This window comes from Rivularia sp. UHCC 0363 (assembly GCF_034931125.1).
In the GTDB taxonomy this organism is placed as follows: Bacteria; Cyanobacteriota; Cyanobacteriia; order Cyanobacteriales; family Nostocaceae; genus Rivularia.
Genome location: NZ_JAYGHM010000002.1, coordinates 218,701 through 236,164 on the forward strand (window position 1 = coordinate 218,701; position 17,464 = coordinate 236,164).

The 17,464-nt window shown below is 37.4% G+C and carries 11 protein-coding genes and 3 pseudogenes; 12 read left to right on the forward strand and 2 right to left on the reverse strand.

The genetic code is table 11. The features are described 5' to 3' along the window. Window positions 1-91 precede the first annotated feature (91 nt). Window positions 92-730 (reverse strand): response regulator transcription factor, encoded by a 639-nt coding sequence (locus VB797_RS02195; RefSeq protein ID WP_323235982.1) that lies wholly within the window; start codon window positions 728-730, stop codon window positions 92-94. 63 nt (window positions 731-793) lie between these two features. After that, window positions 794-1,993 (reverse strand): sensor histidine kinase, encoded by a 1,200-nt coding sequence (locus VB797_RS02200; protein WP_323235983.1) that lies wholly within the window; start codon window positions 1,991-1,993, stop codon window positions 794-796. Window positions 1,994-2,186: 193 nt separating this feature from the next. Here VB797_RS02200 and VB797_RS02205 point away from each other — a divergent pair, with 193 nt between their 5' ends. From VB797_RS02205 to VB797_RS02255, 12 genes and pseudogenes are all read left to right on the forward strand, one after another. Beyond that, window positions 2,187-2,591: a hypothetical protein gene (locus tag VB797_RS02205; RefSeq protein WP_323235984.1), complete on the forward strand. Its 405-nt coding sequence runs from the start codon at window positions 2,187-2,189 to the stop codon at window positions 2,589-2,591. Window positions 2,592-2,646: 55 nt separating this feature from the next. Further along, on the forward strand, window positions 2,647-3,093 hold the full coding sequence (locus VB797_RS02210) for a hypothetical protein (protein WP_323235985.1): 447 nt from the start codon (window positions 2,647-2,649) through the stop codon (window positions 3,091-3,093). 241 nt (window positions 3,094-3,334) lie between these two features. Continuing rightward, entirely contained in the window at window positions 3,335-4,180 is an 846-nt protein-coding gene (locus VB797_RS02215; protein WP_323235986.1) for a sterol desaturase family protein, read from the forward strand. A 989-nt stretch (window positions 4,181-5,169) separates the two neighbouring features. After that, a pseudogene (locus tag VB797_RS02220) lies at window positions 5,170-5,373 on the forward strand (nitrogenase cofactor biosynthesis protein NifB); the annotation flags it as partial. A gap of 107 nt (window positions 5,374-5,480) precedes the next feature. After that, the gene (locus VB797_RS02225; protein ID WP_323235988.1) at window positions 5,481-6,878 is read left to right on the forward strand and encodes a site-specific integrase; all 1,398 of its coding nucleotides are present in this window, start codon (window positions 5,481-5,483) and stop codon (window positions 6,876-6,878) included. A gap of 244 nt (window positions 6,879-7,122) precedes the next feature. Further along, window positions 7,123-8,394, forward strand: a pseudogene (nifB, locus tag VB797_RS02230) (nitrogenase cofactor biosynthesis protein NifB); the annotation flags it as partial. Between the two features lie 166 nt (window positions 8,395-8,560). Continuing rightward, window positions 8,561-8,902: a DUF362 domain-containing protein gene (locus VB797_RS02235; protein WP_323235989.1), complete on the forward strand. Its 342-nt coding sequence runs from the start codon at window positions 8,561-8,563 to the stop codon at window positions 8,900-8,902. A 136-nt stretch (window positions 8,903-9,038) separates the two neighbouring features. After that, window positions 9,039-10,247, forward strand: a complete 1,209-nt coding sequence (gene nifS / locus VB797_RS02240; protein ID WP_323235990.1) for a cysteine desulfurase NifS — start codon at window positions 9,039-9,041, stop codon at window positions 10,245-10,247. A 122-nt stretch (window positions 10,248-10,369) separates the two neighbouring features. Further along, window positions 10,370-11,269, forward strand: a complete 900-nt coding sequence (gene nifU, locus VB797_RS02245; protein ID WP_323235991.1) for a Fe-S cluster assembly protein NifU — start codon at window positions 10,370-10,372, stop codon at window positions 11,267-11,269. A 165-nt stretch (window positions 11,270-11,434) separates the two neighbouring features. Beyond that, window positions 11,435-11,608, forward strand: a pseudogene (locus VB797_RS02250) (AAA family ATPase); the annotation flags it as partial. Window positions 11,609-11,994: 386 nt separating this feature from the next. Beyond that, window positions 11,995-12,096 (forward strand): DUF4114 domain-containing protein, encoded by a 102-nt coding sequence (locus VB797_RS34925; RefSeq protein ID WP_416350832.1) that lies wholly within the window; start codon window positions 11,995-11,997, stop codon window positions 12,094-12,096. A 577-nt stretch (window positions 12,097-12,673) separates the two neighbouring features. Next, window positions 12,674-17,464, forward strand: a 4,791-nt coding sequence (locus VB797_RS02255) for a Calx-beta domain-containing protein (protein WP_323235993.1), incomplete at its 3' end; no start/stop codon positions are given.

A 17,464-nucleotide genomic window follows, 5' to 3' on the forward strand; every position in this document is an offset into this window, starting at 1 on the left:
CCGTCTTGCTCAGACCTTAAAATTTTACTCGGTAAAGTTAATTGATGTATTGTAGAACTTTTGAAGGGAAATAATGGCAAGTAAGCCGAAATTAATCATCTACACCCAACAACGAACTGGCAGTAATTGCAGCTTGGGTTCTGTCTCGTAAATTTAGCCGATCCAAAATTCGAGTAACATGATTTTTAACGGTTTTCTCCGCAATATACAAAGCTTCGGCAATTTCACGATTGCTAGCTCCTTTAGCAATTAATTTCAAGATTTCCAGTTCTCTAGGTGTTAATTCATCCCAACCGTGAGGTGTGGATTTGGAAGCAACGGGAATTTGTCCCATAATTTTCCCCAGTCCTGGTCCTAGTTGTGTGTATCCTTTGTATACCATGCGAATAGCTTGAGCAAGTTCTTCTGAAGGTGTGTCTTTGAGCAGGTATCCCGCAGCACCATAACGTAATGCTTGAGCAACATAATCTTCATCGGCAAAAGTGGTAAGGACGAGAACTTTTGTATTGCTAAATTGCTGGCAAATTTGACGAGTAGCAGCAACACCATCCATAACTGGCATTCGGATATCCATCAACACAACATCAGGTTGTAAATTTTCGACTTGAGCGATCGCATTTTGCCCATTTTCCCCTTCTCCGACTATTTCTAAATCTGGTTCCAATTTGAGTAATGCTTTGATTCCACGACGAATTAAACTTTCATCATCAACTAGTAATAAACGAATCATATTGATTTTGGATTTTGGATTTTAGATTTTGGGTTTGTAGAGAAGCGCTATATCGTGTTTTTTTTAATTTAGCAGAAAGTTAGCAATAATTTTACATCCACCATTTATTGAAGTTTCAATATTGAGATTACCACCAACAGCAAGAGCGCGATCGCACATACTTTGCAAACCAAAACCAGTTGTATTTTGATTTATTTGAAACCCTTTACCATTATCTTGAATAATTAATGTGAGATTAGTTTTTACTTGAATAATAATTATTACTTCCGTTGCAGATGCGTGCTTACAAATATTTGTTAAAGACTCTTGAATAATTCGGTAAATAGCAACTTTGATTTCATTCTTTATCGGTAATTGTAGATTAATTTCTAAAATTGTCACAACCCCACTTGAACGTTTAAATTCTTCTACTAAATTTGCGATCGCATCTGAGAGAGATAATCCGACAAGTGGATCGACTCGCAATGCTGTAATTGATTGACGGACTTCTTGAAGAGCATTAGAACCCAATTGTTTAGCTTCTATCAGAAACTCCGTGGCTTCTTTTGGGTCAGTTTGCCATAGTTTTAAGGCAGCTTCTAAATGTAAATTGGAAACTGTTAAAGCATGACCAACAGAATCATGAATATCACGAGCAATACGATTACGCTCCTGGATTGTGGCTAATTCTTCAATTCTCAAAGCATACTCTCGAAGTTGAGCATTGGCAACAGCTAATTTTTGCCGACTTTCAAATTCTTGAATTATTGCATCGACTGCCATTTGCATAAAAACTGTACTAATTCCTAAGATTAATACAGAAGCGAATAGTATCACTCCCAATTGTTGATTAATTGCCAGAGGTTGAATCATATTCACATATTTTGCACGATGCAATTGAGTTACTAAAGCAAAAAGCACTGCAAAAACACTAATACTTGAGCGAGTTGTACCAGTAAATATAAAACAATTACGAACTATCAAAATTATATAGAGTAGAGGAACAAGTAAAATTCCTCCGACCATTGCAGCACATACAATTAAAATAAATTCAAATCCAGTATAAATAACTTTATTTATACGGTTTTGAGATGGTATTTTCCAGCCGATAATTGTAAATATCAGCAAACAAAATAAATTTAATAACGGTATTCGCGGTAAACGTGATGTCAAATTTAATTGGGACGCAAAAAGTTCACTAAAAATTACAATAGCCAGTAAAATCCACTCAAAATAAAGTAGAAACCGTAGAGGATATTTCCGATTTTGAATCAGGTGAATCATAAAACAGATTCAATCATACAACCACAACTAATCAAGATAACTTGTATGTAGCCAATATACCAGGGAAATCTATCATTGCCGAAATAGGGTATTTAGTCCCTATCAAATTGAGGACTTTAGCCTCATGTATTAGAAGTATTGCCCAGCTTATGATGTGGACATCGAAACAGCCAAGGAAACACAGAAACACAATATGAAAAGTAGACTGGTTTCAATATTAACAGGTGCAATGGTATTAATCGCAACAACCACAGTTGTCCAAGCTCAAACGACATCCCTAACCCAGATGTTTCCTGCACTATCAGGAGTTTCACTAACCCCAGAACAGCAAACCCAACTACAACAGTTAAGTCAGCTAACCCTCCCGGAAGTTGAAAATGTGCTTACAGACGAGCAAAAGTCAAAATTCCAAGCAGAATTACAAGAAGGTAAAGGGGTAAGGATTGCTCTCTTATCTGTAAATCTTTCTAGCCAACAACAACAGCAGATACGTGGTATTCTACAAACTCAAAAAGTCCAAATAAGCAAAACATTAACCCCTCAACAAAAACGTCAGGTAATGCAAAATTTTTGGTCACTTCAACAGCAAGGCAATTAATTCACTTACAATTCAACAAAAAAATCAGCCAATAAATTTAACAAAGGTAAAAATCATGAAATCTTTACTCAGTATTTCCTTCCTTGGATTAGTTCTAATCACAACTAGCTTACCCGCTTCTGCCGGACAAGTTACAGGTAAAAGAGGTAGCACTGCGAGTGGAACTGGTGCTGTAGTCCCAAATTCCCAAGGTGGTTATGTTGGTACTGGAAATGGCACAGTTATGGGTGTGAATGGTGGCAGTGCTAACGGACAGTTTAAATTTAAAACCAACGGTCAAGGGAGCGGTAGCTATAACGGTAGCGGTACAGCAACGACTAAAAACGGTAACACATATACCGGAACTACCAATGGTAGTGCTAGTTATAACCAAACCTCTGGATATAGCGGTCAAAATACGACAACTGTAAATGGTAATGCCTACAGTACAACTACTGGGAATGGTACAACCAGCGTGACTACACCTTCTGGTTCTCGCAGTTTTACAAATCCACGTAAGTAATTAGCAAATAACTGTAGAGAAGCAATCCCAGAAATAAGTGAGTTCTAAATCAAAGTTATTAATTCTGTGACATCAGTAGTAGAGATTGAGCATGAAATCCTACTGCTTTTCTTTCGTCTAAAAATATACCTACAGTAAAATTCAGGAATCAGAAGTAATAAAGACTGTATGTATGCTTTTCAGATTCATTAAGTGTACTTAATTTACCTTCAATTGGCTGTAATAGTCAGATTAAAAATAGATGAATTACGCAAATATATTTCTCAAATTCTTTCCTTTCTTTCTAATTCTGATTTTCACAGAAATACTTTTAATTGTGGTGTGGAAAAAACAAAAATATCCTTGGCAAGAAAGTTTAATTTCATTCCTAGTTGCCGTTGGACATCACATCTCACAAATGATTCCCACTGCTGGTTTCTTAATATTTGCTTGGAATCATCGGATTTTTACGATTGCTCTCAACCATTGGTGGGATGTTGCATTACTTTTTCTTGGTATAGAATTTTTCTACTACTGGTTTCATCGTGCATCCCACCGTATTCGTTGGTTTTGGGCTAGTCACGTAGTCCATCATTCACCCGAACATTTTAACCTTTCAGTAGCTTATCGTTTGGGATGGACTGGGGGAATATCTGGTAGTGCCATATTTTTTATGCCCCTAGCTTGGTTAGGATTTGAACCATTGACGATCGCGATCGCACTCTCGCTCAATCTACTTTATCAGTTCTGGATTCATACTGAGTTAATCCCCAAACTAGGTATTTTGGAATTATTTTTCAATACTCCTTCCCATCATCGAGTTCATCATGCCTCTAATTCTGCATATATTGATCGCAATTATGGAGGTGTCTTAATTATTTTTGACCGCTTGTTTGGTACTTTTACCTCTGAAAATACATCAAACCCACCAGTTTATGGATTGACTCATCCAATTAAATCTTATAATCCATTAAAAATTGCTCTACATGAATGGATGCAAATTTACAAAGATATTATTTCAACTGATTCTTGGAAAAAACGTTTTTGTTATGCATTTGCTCCCCCCGATTGGAAACCAAATCAAACCAAGCCAAAATTCTTCAAATAAGGATTTTAGATTTCTTTGAAATGAACAGTTCCTCTCGTTCTCAGCCAGAGACTAGGAAGGAGAGGAACTGTTCTAGCAGTCTCTAATATTTCAAGCGGGCAATTGCAATTAGAAGCAGACTATGGGAATATAAGACAAAATCTCAACTTATAGCCAATTATTTTCATTTACTGTAAGAGATCAAATAGCCTTAGTACCTTGCAAATAATGATTTACAGCCTAATCCTTTAATGGTTGTAAAGCAAAAATTAAGAAAACCTTATTTGCGTTTTCTGTGCAAAAAAAAGTGATATATTAGTTACAGAATTTGATATTGCGATTGGCAGCATGGCTGCGGCAAATGCAATGCTTCGTTTTTCCTTTCCTATATAGAAGCATCTGAAGCAGTATTAGAAGCGGTTTCGAGTACAGTACAGTGCTTTGTATAGCCGGAAATAAAATCGCCGAAAGTCCTTCCCAGACTTATTTACAGCCGAGTGCAGCAATACCTGTACCTTGTTACATAAATACTAGCGCCCCAGTGGAATAATACTAGTACCCCCACCCGGAAAATTTTTTAAAAAACTTCATAACCCTTTCACAGTCAGACTTAATCGTTTTGAGTGCAAAATTAATAAACCTAATAAATCTTAGCCGACGGCATTTAAAAGGCAACGAAAAAGCGACTGATATAACTTAGACATCGCCAAACACCAAGCGGGTCAAATAAAACTTCGACACGGTTGGTGAGTGGAGGGATGAGAGCACCATGCCCTGTAATATAGAAGTTGCGGCGGTCAAAGCTTGAAAAGGTATCTCGGTCATCTCAAGCGTTGACACACACCAGCCGAGAAGCCGGGATTTAAACCCCCCGATTAACCCGCCTTCCAAAACGATAGCGAGTTTTTCGGGCAAAGCGAAACCAGTCGCAACTTCGATTCTTGGCTAAAAGCAGCCGCGATGGCATCTCCCACTTGGCATAATTGTCCAGTGACTGAACGCAAAATTCAATGACATCACCGTCTACTTCATCAGGAATCTTCACCCCTTCCGAAAGCGATACAGCTACACCAGCAGAAGCGAAAAAAGGTGGTTGTGGAAGTGGTTGCGACGATAACAGCAGCCCTAACATCGAGATTGACGAAAGAACCAAAGAGCGGATTGCTAAACATCCTTGTTATAGCGAAGATGCTCATCATCATTATGCAAGAATAGTGATTGACTAAGAGTCCTATTGCTCCGTAAAATGTTCCCTATAAACGTTTTAGCTTAATCAATTGTTTAACTAAAACATTTTTTTTAGTTAACTTTTAGGGAACAAATGGAAGATATACAAAATAAGGTTTTTAGTGACTTTGAACCACCTGCAACTACTGATGGAAGTCACCTAGGGGTAATGCATCATGTAAAAGAGACTCAAAAGCATTACGACATGAAGTTTGAACAAGAATTACTCAAAGTTAATCAACGACTGAAATCTAGTAAAACTAAAGTTAGTTTGCAAGCTAAAAAAGGAGGTATACAACTTAGAGCTACACTTCCACTTAAACCAGATGATACTCATAAACAAGGTAGAGATAAAAAGCAGTACACAATAAGTCTCGGTATACCAGCTAGCTTTGATGGATTGAAAACTGCCCAAGAAGAAGCCCATGAGTTGGGAAAATTAATTGCTCGTCAAACTTTTGTTTGGACTGATAAATATTTAGGACAGCAAGCCCAAAAAAAGAACAATATTACCTTTGACGAGTTTTACAACCAGTTTGAAAAAAGATACTTTGAAACAAGAAAACGAACGATAAAAAGCGAAAATACTTTCAATGCTCAACTTCGGAACTTAAAGTATTATTTTGGCGGCAAAGAGGCTATAACCATTTCTAACTTGAGAGCAAAAATCAAAAAAATAGACTCTTCTGTCAATCGGATGTCTGCGATAAGTTTAGCTAATATTTTATGCAAAATGCTAAACATGGAAGCTAATTTTTCCGATTTAAAAATATCTTACAAGCCAAAGAAAAGGAATATCCCAAGCGATCAACAGATATCAAGTTCTATCTCATTTTTCAAAAATCATTATATTGCCATCTCTAAAATGAGTCCTAGCTATAGAGACAATTGGAGAATATATCAAACAATATATGCTTTATTAGCAATATATGGATTGCGACCCAGAGAAGTAGTTAACAATCCAGATTTAAATTGGTTAATTTCATCTGAAAATAAGTACAATACTTTTAAAGTTCATGAATCAAATAAAACTGGATACAGAGAAGTTTTCCCGTTCGTACCTGAGTGGATTGAACTTTTTGATTTAAAAAACAAGGAGAGTATTGAAAAACTTCGAGTTTTTTCTAATTCCTGGAAAACAGCTAATCAATTAAAAGATAGAGTCGCTACAATAGCTAATAATTTCAGATATAGTAAGGTTCCATTTACGCCATATGACTTGAGACACGCTTGTGCGATTAGAGCGCACTTACAAGGAGTTCCGATTAAGGCTGCTGCTAATAATTTAGGTCATAGCATACAAATGCACACTCAGGTTTATCAGCAATGGTTTAGTTTGGAAAATACACGTAAAGCTTTTGAGCAAACCTTTGAAGAAGTTAACGAAATAGATGCTTTGAAGTACGAAAATATCCGGCTAAAAGAACGTATAGCACAATTAGAAAATAAAGTTGCTAGACACAGTTTGGATCGTGCCATGCAAACCTTTTAACAAGTCATAGAAGCAGCCAGAATAAATTATAGCTGCTTTTTTATTTTTCCTTTTGTACATTTGTTTACATTATTTAGTTAGTTATATAGGTTTAGCAAACTATTAGTAAACTAATTTATAAAAGTATTTTAGTGTTTCGGCTTTTTTAGAGTATTGTAAGCATTAAAAATAGTAAACATTTAGATAACCTAGCTAACTAATGAAAGCGAAAGCACCGAGCTACAAACTTTAAAACAAGAATGTCTATTATGCAAGGATGCACGTTGCCGTTGCTCCTGGTTGTAACATACAGTGCAACTACTGTAACCGAAAATACGATTGTGCGAACGAAAGTCGTCCCGGAGTAGTTAGCGAATTACTCTCACCAGACGAAGCAGCACAAAAAGTTTTAGTGGTTGCAGGTAAAATTCCTCAGATGACAGTCTTAGGAATTGCTGGACCCGGCGACCCCTTAGCTAACCCAGAGAAGACTTTCCGTACTTTTGAGTTAATTAATTCCCAAGCACCAGACATTAAACTCTGTCTGTCAACAAACGGTCTGATGCTACCGGACTACGTAGACCGGATCAAGGAATTAAACGTTGACCATGTAACCATAACAATAAATATGGTTGATCCGGAAATCGGAGCGAAGATTTATCCTTGGGTTCACTATAAGCGCAAGCGCTATAGAGGAGTTGAAGGAGCCAGAATTCTGCATGAAAGACAGATGGAAGGTTTAGAAATGCTTCGCGAAGCCGATATTCTCTGTAAAATTAACTCTGTATTGATTCCAGGAGTTAACGACCATCATCTTCCAGAGGTAAATAAAGCTGTCCGCGAACGAGGTGCATTTATTCACAATATTATGCCCTTGATTAGCGCACCAGAACACGGTACTCACTTTGGATTGAACGGACAACGCGGTCCTACTTCCAAAGAATTGAAAGAAGTACAGGACAAATGTTCTGGTAACATGAAAATGATGCGTCATTGCCGTCAGTGTCGTGCAGATGCGGTAGGATTATTAGGAGAAGACCGTTCTCAAGAATTTTCCAAAGAGAAATTCATGGAAATGACTCCAGAATATAATTTGGAGCAGCGTCAAGAATTTCATAAAGGGATTGAAAAAGCTCAAGAAGAACTTGAAGCAGCTAAAAGAGAAATTCAAACCCTTGAATTAGAACTTACCGGACAAAAAATGCTGCTAGCAGTAGCAACCAAAGGTGGTGGTATAGTTAACCAACATTTTGGACACGCAAAAGAATTCCAAATTTACGAAGTTGACGGTAAACGAGTAGAATTCATCGGTCATCGTAAAGTAGACCATTTCTGTCAAGATGGATACGGTGAAGAAGCCACTTTAGAAAATATTATTAAAGCAATTTCTGATTGCGAAGCAGTATTAGTTTCTAAAATTGGGGACTGTCCCAAAGAAGAACTGCACAAAGCAGGAATAAAAACTGTTGAAGCTTACGACGTAATTGATAAAGTTGCTTTAGAATTTTACTTTGAAGCAATTAAGAATCCTTCTTAGATTAATAACTTTAGGTTTTAGATCTTAGGCTTTAGATTAAATCTAAAATCTGGTGCAGGAAAGTTTGGCGGGACAGAAACTGACACCGCCAAGTTTCCACAAAATCTAAAATTCCATTACCCAATGCCATTACCTCAATTAAAGAACATAAATAAAGGTGTAAAAAATGGCTTACAAAATTACTAGTAACTGTATATCCTGCGATTTGTGTAAAACCGTATGTCCCACCAATGCTATTAAAATAGTTGACGAGCGTCCGTGGATTGACCCCGAAATTTGTACAAATTGCGTTGATAGTATTTATTCAGTACCCCAATGTAAAGCAGGTTGTCCAACATTCAATGGCTGCGTGGAAATAACATCTGATTATTGGGAAAACTGGTTTGAAAATTACAAAAATGTAATATCACAAGTCACTAATAAAACAGACTACTGGCAAAATTGGTTTAACATTTATTCCCAAAAATATTCCGATCAATTACAACAAAATTCACGTCAAGCAGTGTAGAAAATATTTAGGGATGAGAAATTAAGAGTTAATAATTATCTCTCCCTTGTCCCCTCTCTCTCCTGTTGCGTAATTATGAAAAAAAAATAAAATATTCACCATTAATTCTGAAGTATTCTTAGAGATATTGAAAACAATGCAAAAAGACTGTATTTATTTAGATAATAACGCTACTACTAAAGTAGACCCACAGGTTGTAGAGGCGATGTTGCCCTACTTAAGCGAACACTACGGCAATCCTTCTAGTATGCATACCTTTGGGGGGCAAGTCGGTAAAGCGGTAAAGCAAGCCAGAGAAAATGTTGCAGCCCTTCTTGGTGCCGATCATTCAGAAATTGTCTTTAATAGTGGTGGAACGGAAGGAGATAATGCTGCTATCCGGGCTGCTCTTCAAGCACAACCTGATAAAAAACACATTATTACTACCCAGGTAGAACATCCAGCAGTACTTAATCTTTGTAAACAACTGCAAAAGCAAGGTTATAGAGTCACTTATCTTTCGGTGAATCGTCAGGGACAGCTAGATTTAAGTGAATTAGAAGAAGCATTAACTCACGAAACCGCTTTGGTAAGTGTGATGTATGCTAATAACGAAACCGGGGTAATATTTCCCATCGAAGAAGTTGGCAAACTAGCTAAAAAATATGGCGCACTCTTTCATGTCGATGGTGTCCAAGCTGTAGGCAAAATCCCCCTTAATATGAAAGACAGCACTGTCGATATGCTGACTTTATCCGGTCATAAAATGCACGCACCTAAAGGGATTGGCGCATTATACGTCCGACGCGGTGTCAGATTCCGTCCTCTGGTAATTGGTGGAGGACAAGAACGCGGCAGACGTGCCGGAACCGAAAATGTACCCGGAATCGTAGCTTTAGGTAAAGCTGCCGAACTCGAACTGCTACATTTAGAATCAGCCGGAAAAAGACAAAAAACTTTACGCGATCGCCTAGAAAAGGCTATAATAGAATCAGTTGGTGAATGTGAAATCAATGGTGGCGCAACGCAGAGATTGCCCAACACGACAAATATTGGTTTCAAATATATCGAAGGCGAAGCAATCTTATTATTACTCAACCAGCACGGGATTTGTGCATCCAGCGGTTCTGCTTGCAGTTCCGGGTCTTTAGAACCTTCCCACATTTTGCGATCAATGGGAATACCTTACACAATTTTACACGGTTCCATTCGCTTTAGTCTTTCTCGTTACAATACAGATGCCGATATTGATGCGGTTTTAGCAGTGTTACCCGCCATTGTACGCCGTCTGCGCGAACTTTCACCCTTTAAAAACGATGATGCAGCTTGGCTCAAAGACCAAGAACAAGCTTTAGCTCAACACTAGAAGTTAGGAGTTAAGAGTGAGGAGTTAAATAATTTACTATTCTCTTACTCTTATACTCACTCAAGACATACCAATTTATTATTCATAATTTATTACTCATCACTCATCACTAAATAAAGACTATGTGGGACTACACAGATAAAGTATTAGAATTCTTTTACAATCCAAAAAATCAGGGTACCTTAGAAGATAAAGGCGAGACAGGAATTAAAGTTGCTGTTGGAGAAGTCGGTAGTATTGCTTGCGGTGACGCTTTACGGCTGCACATCAAGGTAGACGAAGATACAAATAAAATCCTTGATGCTCGTTTTCAAACATTTGGTTGCACAAGTGCGATCGCATCTTCCGAAGCTCTGGTAGAATTAGTAAAGGGCAAGACTATAGATGAAGCCCTCAAGATTTCTAACAAAGAGATTGCCGATTATCTAGGCGGATTACCTCAAGAAAAGATGCATTGCTCGGTAATGGGGCAAGAAGCTTTAGAAGCAGCAATTTCTAATTATAAAGGTATTCCCCTTGCGGTTCATGACGAAGATGACGAAGGAGCTATAATCTGTACCTGCTTCGGCATTACCGAGCCTAAAATCAAGCGTATTGTTAAAGATAATAAGCTAACTACCGCAGAAGAAGTTACCAACTTTATTAAAGCCGGTGGTGGATGTGGAACTTGTTTGGCAACTATTGATGACATCATCATTGAAAACCAAAGAAATTTAGCTCATACTGCGACTACAACATCCAATAACGGTAGCACAAACGGGTCTATTAGCAATAAACCGCTGACTCCAGTGCAAAAAATAGCACTAATACAAAAAACATTAGATGAAGAAATCAGACCCATTCTGATGGCAGATGGGGGAGACGTAGAACTTTACGATGTAGATGGCGATCGCATTCGAGTCATACTTCAAGGTGCTTGCGGTTCTTGTTCTAGCAGCTTGGCAACTCTCAAAAATGCCATCGAAGCTAAATTACGCGAACGCATTTCTCCTAACGTTACAGTTGAAGAAGTTAACAATTAGTCAAAAAGCTCGTCAATAACTCATGATGAATCTAATACCAGTATTTGCTGTAGAGCGTGCGCCACCTGCGACGTTCTACAAATAAGTCACCTTCCTTATAGGAGTGACAACATCCTAACAACCACAGCACCCACTCGACAAACCAATTAATTGCAGGAGAAAACAATGACTGAAGAAAGAATCAGACAGATCGCATTCTACGGAAAAGGTGGTATTGGTAAATCCACTACATCTCAGAATACTCTTGCAGCAATGGCTGAGATGGGTAAAAGAATTATGATCGTAGGTTGCGATCCAAAGGCAGATTCCAGATGTATTGCTCAAGTAAACACACTGAATAATTTTTGTGCTTACAAATTAACTACCTCTTAAATAAGCTTTATTTTCTTTGCCTTGGCAGAATACTTTAATTTTTAAACAGATTCAAATTTAATGTAATAGCAATAATACACAACAACGGGAAAAACTTAAATTTTTTCAAAAGTATAATTAATTTATAATTTTAATTACCTATTTTGATACTAATATCTATTTTCAAAGGTTTTGAATATAACTTGATAATAACTGGGTTTTCAAGTATTAATTTTAATAATGCTTCAGTGAATCTACTTGTAAATTCTCAGTTAAAAGAGAATATTTAACTTCTATTAAGTCTAAGTAAGTTGGCGGAAATAAACTGAACTATATAACAGAATGTAAATAGCACTTGAATAGCTGATTATCATATTCGCTTACTCGCAGATAACACCTTTGGTTTTGAAGATTTACCAAACGGTGGCGACTATGACTATAACGATCTGATTGTCAAGGTTGATTTTACAGCTTAATTCTTGCACAATCGAAATCTAAAAATGTAAAGACGTAGCGATGCTGCGTCTATTTTTTTAGTTCCATAACAAATAAATTTTGTACATTTATTTATTACTTTTAAAATCAAATCATATTTTTCACAAAATCATATTTAAGTATGCTTAAAAGCTTTTTATACATTTAATAGTAAGGATGAACACTGAAAATAAAATGAATAAGCTTTATTGTTATAAATGTTGTAAATACGTATAAATCAGGATAATTATTATTCAGATTTTATCCTAATTTATGTATTTTAACAGTTTCTATAAAAACGTTGAATAACCGAACGGAAAGTTACAAATAAATATGCTCATGTCATAAAGTTAGGATAAGTAGAATCTTCGCTTTCTCTATTTGTATCAACAAATAAATGTACTTAACCATACTGTATTAGGTCTGGTGGTCATTTTATTGTGCCTGAAAAATTATCGTAATAATTAGCCTATAGTCGGATTTTGTCAAGCTCAAATTCCGTCACATTCAGTTTGCTTCAACTATTAGTCACGACCAAATTACCTGCTCGTAAAACAATCTTTCTTGGAGTAAATATTAATGACTACTGAAAGTAATAGTGCAAATTCCAATAGTGATTTTGACTTATTGAATCAAAAAGATGGTTGGTTAACTAGTCAAACAAACAATTCGCAATGCTGCTGTATAGTTTGTCAAGGAACAGCAGTAACTAGTATTTATCATCCCGACAATGGATTACCTGTCGAAAATGATTCATCAACTGCAAACGCAACAGCAACATCGACACCACCAGTTGATTTAAGTAATACGTTTAAGCTACATAGTAATCCTAATTCTAAATACACAGTATATTTAGATTTTGACGGTCATACTACCGAAAATACTTACTGGAACAATGCTTCTAGGGTTAACTCACCAAATTTCCAGAAGATTGAATCACCACAGTATAATACTGATGGTAATGCGTCTTCTCTTAGCGATACAGAAAAAGCGGAAATTCAAAGAATTTGGCAGCGAGTAGCCGAAGATTTTGCTCCTTTTGATGTCAATGTTACTACCGAATTACCCGATACTGAAGATTTAATTAATACGGGTAATGGTGATGACAGATGGGGTGTCAGAGCTGTAATAACTGATAACCTAAATTTACTTGATGATGAATTGAATGGGGAACGTCCTTCTCTTCGCGTTAACGATCAGGGCGATCCTACTGGTGGTGTTGCTCAAATCAATAGCTTTAGTCAGGAAGTCAATCCCAATTCACCTGATACACCAGCTTTTGTTTTTAACGGTGGTGAAAATCCCGCAGCTAATCTCATTAGTCATGAAGTTGGTCATACTCTAGGATTAACTCATGATGGTCCTGGTAGTGGAGGATATTACCCAGGACATGGTACTGGTGATACCAGTTGGGGAACAATCATGGGGGGAGGTTTACGTCAGAGTGTCACCCATTGGAGTAAGGGAGAATACAAAGATGCTAATAATACCGGACAAGATGATTTAGCAGTAATTACTACCGGGAATGGTTTTACTTATCGGGATGATGATTATGGTAATACTAACGCTACAGCCTCAGCACTTACAACTACTAACACCACTAATGTCAGTGCTTTTGGAATCATCGAACGCAACACCGATATTGATGTCTTTTCCTTTGTAACTGGTCAAGGTAACGTTAATTTTGAAATTAACCCCAGTTCTTGGACTTACATTTCTGATGGTAACGGTGGTTATACTCGAGAGTATTTAGACTCCCGAGGTGCTAATTTAGATATTCTCGCAACACTCTATAATGCCGATGGTACTTTAATTCGAGAGTATAATCCTACCTATTCTCTGTCTGTTTCCTTCAATGAATCTTTGGATGCTGGAGAATATTACATTCATATTGATGGTACCGGAACGGGAGATCCCTTTGCTGCAACTCCTACTGGTTATACAGACTACGGTAGTTTAGGTCAATATCAAATTAGCGGTACTATTGTCACTCCTCCCACTGACTTAGTAGGTATTTCTGCAACTGATGCTAGTAAAAACGAAGGAGATAGCGGTAATACAACCTTCACCTTTACCGTTACTCGCAGTGGAGATATTACTGGAGTCACAACAGTTGATTGGGAAGTAATAGCAGCTACTACTAATTCTGCTGACGCAAATGATTTTGTCGGTGGTTTCCAAAGCGATAGAATTACCTTTGCTGCTGGTGAAACTTCTCGTGAAATTACCATTGAGATTAATGGTGATGCAGATACAGAATTAGACGAAAATTTTGTAGTTAAACTTTCTAATCTTTCTCAGGGGACTTTAGCTCCTGATGCTGCTATTGGTACGATCAAGAGCGATGATGCGGAGTTTAGCGGCAGTATTTGGGATGATATAGATAATGATGGTGTAAGAGATGCTGGAGAATTTGGTGTCGCGGGTAGAACAGTTTACATTGATGATAACCAGAATGGAGTATTAGATAGCGGGGAAAAATCTACAATTACAGATAGTAGCGGCAATTATACCTTTACGAATATCAATCCCGGAACCTATAAAGTTAATCAAGTTCTTCCTTCACCTTGGATACCAACTTTTCCTCAAGAGCTTCAGGGAAAAGAAACTTACAAACTAGATGATGGAGATAATTCAGGAGAAGGTAGAGGTTTTACAAATGGCGATACGATGATTTTTAACGCCTTTGAAACCCAAACTGGTTTAGAAAATATTAACTATATTACTCTGAATCTGTATGATAATAATCCCAAAGCAGTCTTTATTTACCAAGATAAGGATGGAGATGATACACCAGATGGCAATGAAAAACTAGTTGAAGTTGCAACTAATTTCACTGCAAATAGTGGTTTTGCTACTGTTTCTATTCCTACTACTACGGTTAACGGTACTTTCTTTGTAGGTGCCTTATACGAAGGTAATGGTACAAGCACTATATTCGTACCAGTAGATAATGACCAACCTGGAGGTAATTCCTGGAGAAGTACTACAGATAATCCAGGTGAATTTGATACCAATAACTTCACAGCCTCCAGCGCAGGCGATCGCAGCTTTTTATTACGCGCACATTCTGGTGGTATACCCCAACAAGTAACTGTCACGGGAGGTCAACAGCTTACTGGTGTAAACTTTGGTACTTACCGACCTCCATCAGGTAGTATTTCCGGTTTCAAGTGGAATGACTCAAATAAAAATGGTATCAAAGATGGAACAGAACAGGGATTAGCCAACTGGACTATTTTCCTCGATGCTAATGACAATGGTAAATTTGATTCCGGTGAAGTTACTACTACCACAGGTAGTGATGGTAACTATACATTCAGCGATGTAAATGCTGGTACTTACCATGTTGGTGAAGTACTTCAACCTGATTGGCAACCGACTTTCCCAAATCAACTACAGGGAGAAGAAAGCTATAAACATGATGATGGGGATAGTAATGGTACCACTTTTAATTCAGGAGGTGGGGATTTTGCAGTATTTAACAGTTTTGAAGCACAAAATGGTTCAGAAACTATTAACTTCATATCTATACTGCGATCGCAATATGGAAATCCCAAAGCTGTTTACATTTATCAAGATAGTAATAACAATAATCAGCTAGAAGCAAGTGAAAAATTATTTGAAGATTCTTCTCTGAATATAACTGGTGATAGTGGTTTTGCGACCATTCCTATCGATCCAACAACTGTCAGTGGTACATTCTTTGTTGGTGCTTTGTATGAAGGAGATGGTACTAATCCTACAACAGTGCTTAGAGATACAGATAATCTCGCAGGTAAATCTTGGCATCTGCTTACGGGCTCCCCTGGAACATTTAATACTAACAGCAGTATTTCTCTAACTCAGAAAATAGATCGCAATTACTTCATACGCGCTCATTCTGGCCCGATTACCCAAAAGGTGACAGTTAATACAGGAGAAGATGTAACTGATATCAACTTTGGTAATTACTCAACTTCTAATGTAGTTCCCACAGTTAGTATTACAGCAACAGATAATACAGCAACAGAAGCAGGAGACACTGCGAATTTCCGGATCACTCGTACAGGAGACACTTCCAGCGCTTTAACCGTTAACTATACAGTTAGTGGAAGCGCAACCAATGGTACTGACTATAGTAATCTTGCAGGTAGCGTTACTATCGCTGCGGGTGAAACAGATGCTGATATTACTATTACACCTACAGATGACAGTTTAGTTGAAGCAAACGAGAACGTTATTCTCACACTTACAAGCGATGCTGCTTACAACCTAGACACCAACAATACAGCAACAGCTAATATCACCGACAACGACACAGCAGGAATCACAATCACAGAATCTGGTGGTAGCACTAACGTAACAGAAAGTGGAGAAACTGATAATTATGAGGTTGTTTTAAATTCTCAACCGACATCAGATGTCACAATTACGATTAATAGTGATTCCAATACCAGCAGCAATCCCACAACTCTCACCTTCACCAATGCAAACTGGAATATTGTTCAAAGTGTCACAGTAAATGCAATTGATGATAACCAAGTAGAAGGAAATCACACTGGCAATATTACTCATACAGTTTCGAGTACAGATACTAACTACAACGGTGTAACTGTTGAAGATGTAACTGTCAATATCACCGATAACGACACAACACAAATAAGTATTGTTGCTACAAATAATGCAGCAGAACCTTCTACTAATGGCTTATTTACAGTAAGTCTTTCAAAAGCTAGTACAACGGATACAGTTGTTAGTTATACAGTTAGTGGTACTGGAAGCAGTGGAAATGATTATGTAGCTTTAAGTAACAGTGTCACAATCAAAGCTGGAGAAACAACAGCAACCATTGATGTCTCAGTTATTGATGATAACTTGATTGAGACGGATGAAACTGTAATTGTGACTTTAAGCAGTATTACTAGCGGTAATAGTAATATCAGTATTGGTAATTCCAATCAAGCTACGTTGACTATAAACAGCGACGATGTTGCAGCTACTGCACCAGTTTTAGTTAACAATACTCTGACAATTTCTGAAGGTGCTACATTTACTTTCACCAGCAGTAATTTAAGCGCAACTGATACTGATAGTGATGACGCAAACCTAATATTTACAGTTAGTAATGTCACTGGTGGTAACTTTGAAGTTGACGGAGTTGCAAATAACAGCTTTACTCAACAGCAAATTACTGATGGAAAAGTTAAATTTATTGACGACGGTAACGAAAATGCTCCTAGCTACGATATTACAGTCAGTGACGGTAGCTTAACTGATAGTGGTAGCGCAACAGTTAACTTTACCAACGTTAATGACGCTCCAACCGATATCACATTATCAAATTCATCCGTTGCCGAAAATGATATCGCTGCTGTAATTGGTAATCTC

Coding starts and splice junctions, on each gene's coding strand:
- VB797_RS02195 (WP_323235982.1), bottom strand. CDS start 730: ATGATTCGTTTATTACTAGTTGATGATGAAAGTTTAATTCGTCGTGGA.
- VB797_RS02200 (WP_323235983.1), bottom strand. CDS start 1,993: ATGATTCACCTGATTCAAAATCGGAAATATCCTCTACGGTTTCTACTT.
- VB797_RS02205 (WP_323235984.1), top strand. CDS start 2,187: ATGAAAAGTAGACTGGTTTCAATATTAACAGGTGCAATGGTATTAATC.
- VB797_RS02210 (WP_323235985.1), top strand. CDS start 2,647: ATGAAATCTTTACTCAGTATTTCCTTCCTTGGATTAGTTCTAATCACA.
- VB797_RS02215 (WP_323235986.1), top strand. CDS start 3,335: ATGAATTACGCAAATATATTTCTCAAATTCTTTCCTTTCTTTCTAATT.
- VB797_RS02225 (WP_323235988.1), top strand. CDS start 5,481: ATGGAAGATATACAAAATAAGGTTTTTAGTGACTTTGAACCACCTGCA.
- VB797_RS02235 (WP_323235989.1), top strand. CDS start 8,561: ATGGCTTACAAAATTACTAGTAACTGTATATCCTGCGATTTGTGTAAA.
- nifS (WP_323235990.1), top strand. CDS start 9,039: ATGCAAAAAGACTGTATTTATTTAGATAATAACGCTACTACTAAAGTA.
- nifU (WP_323235991.1), top strand. CDS start 10,370: ATGTGGGACTACACAGATAAAGTATTAGAATTCTTTTACAATCCAAAA.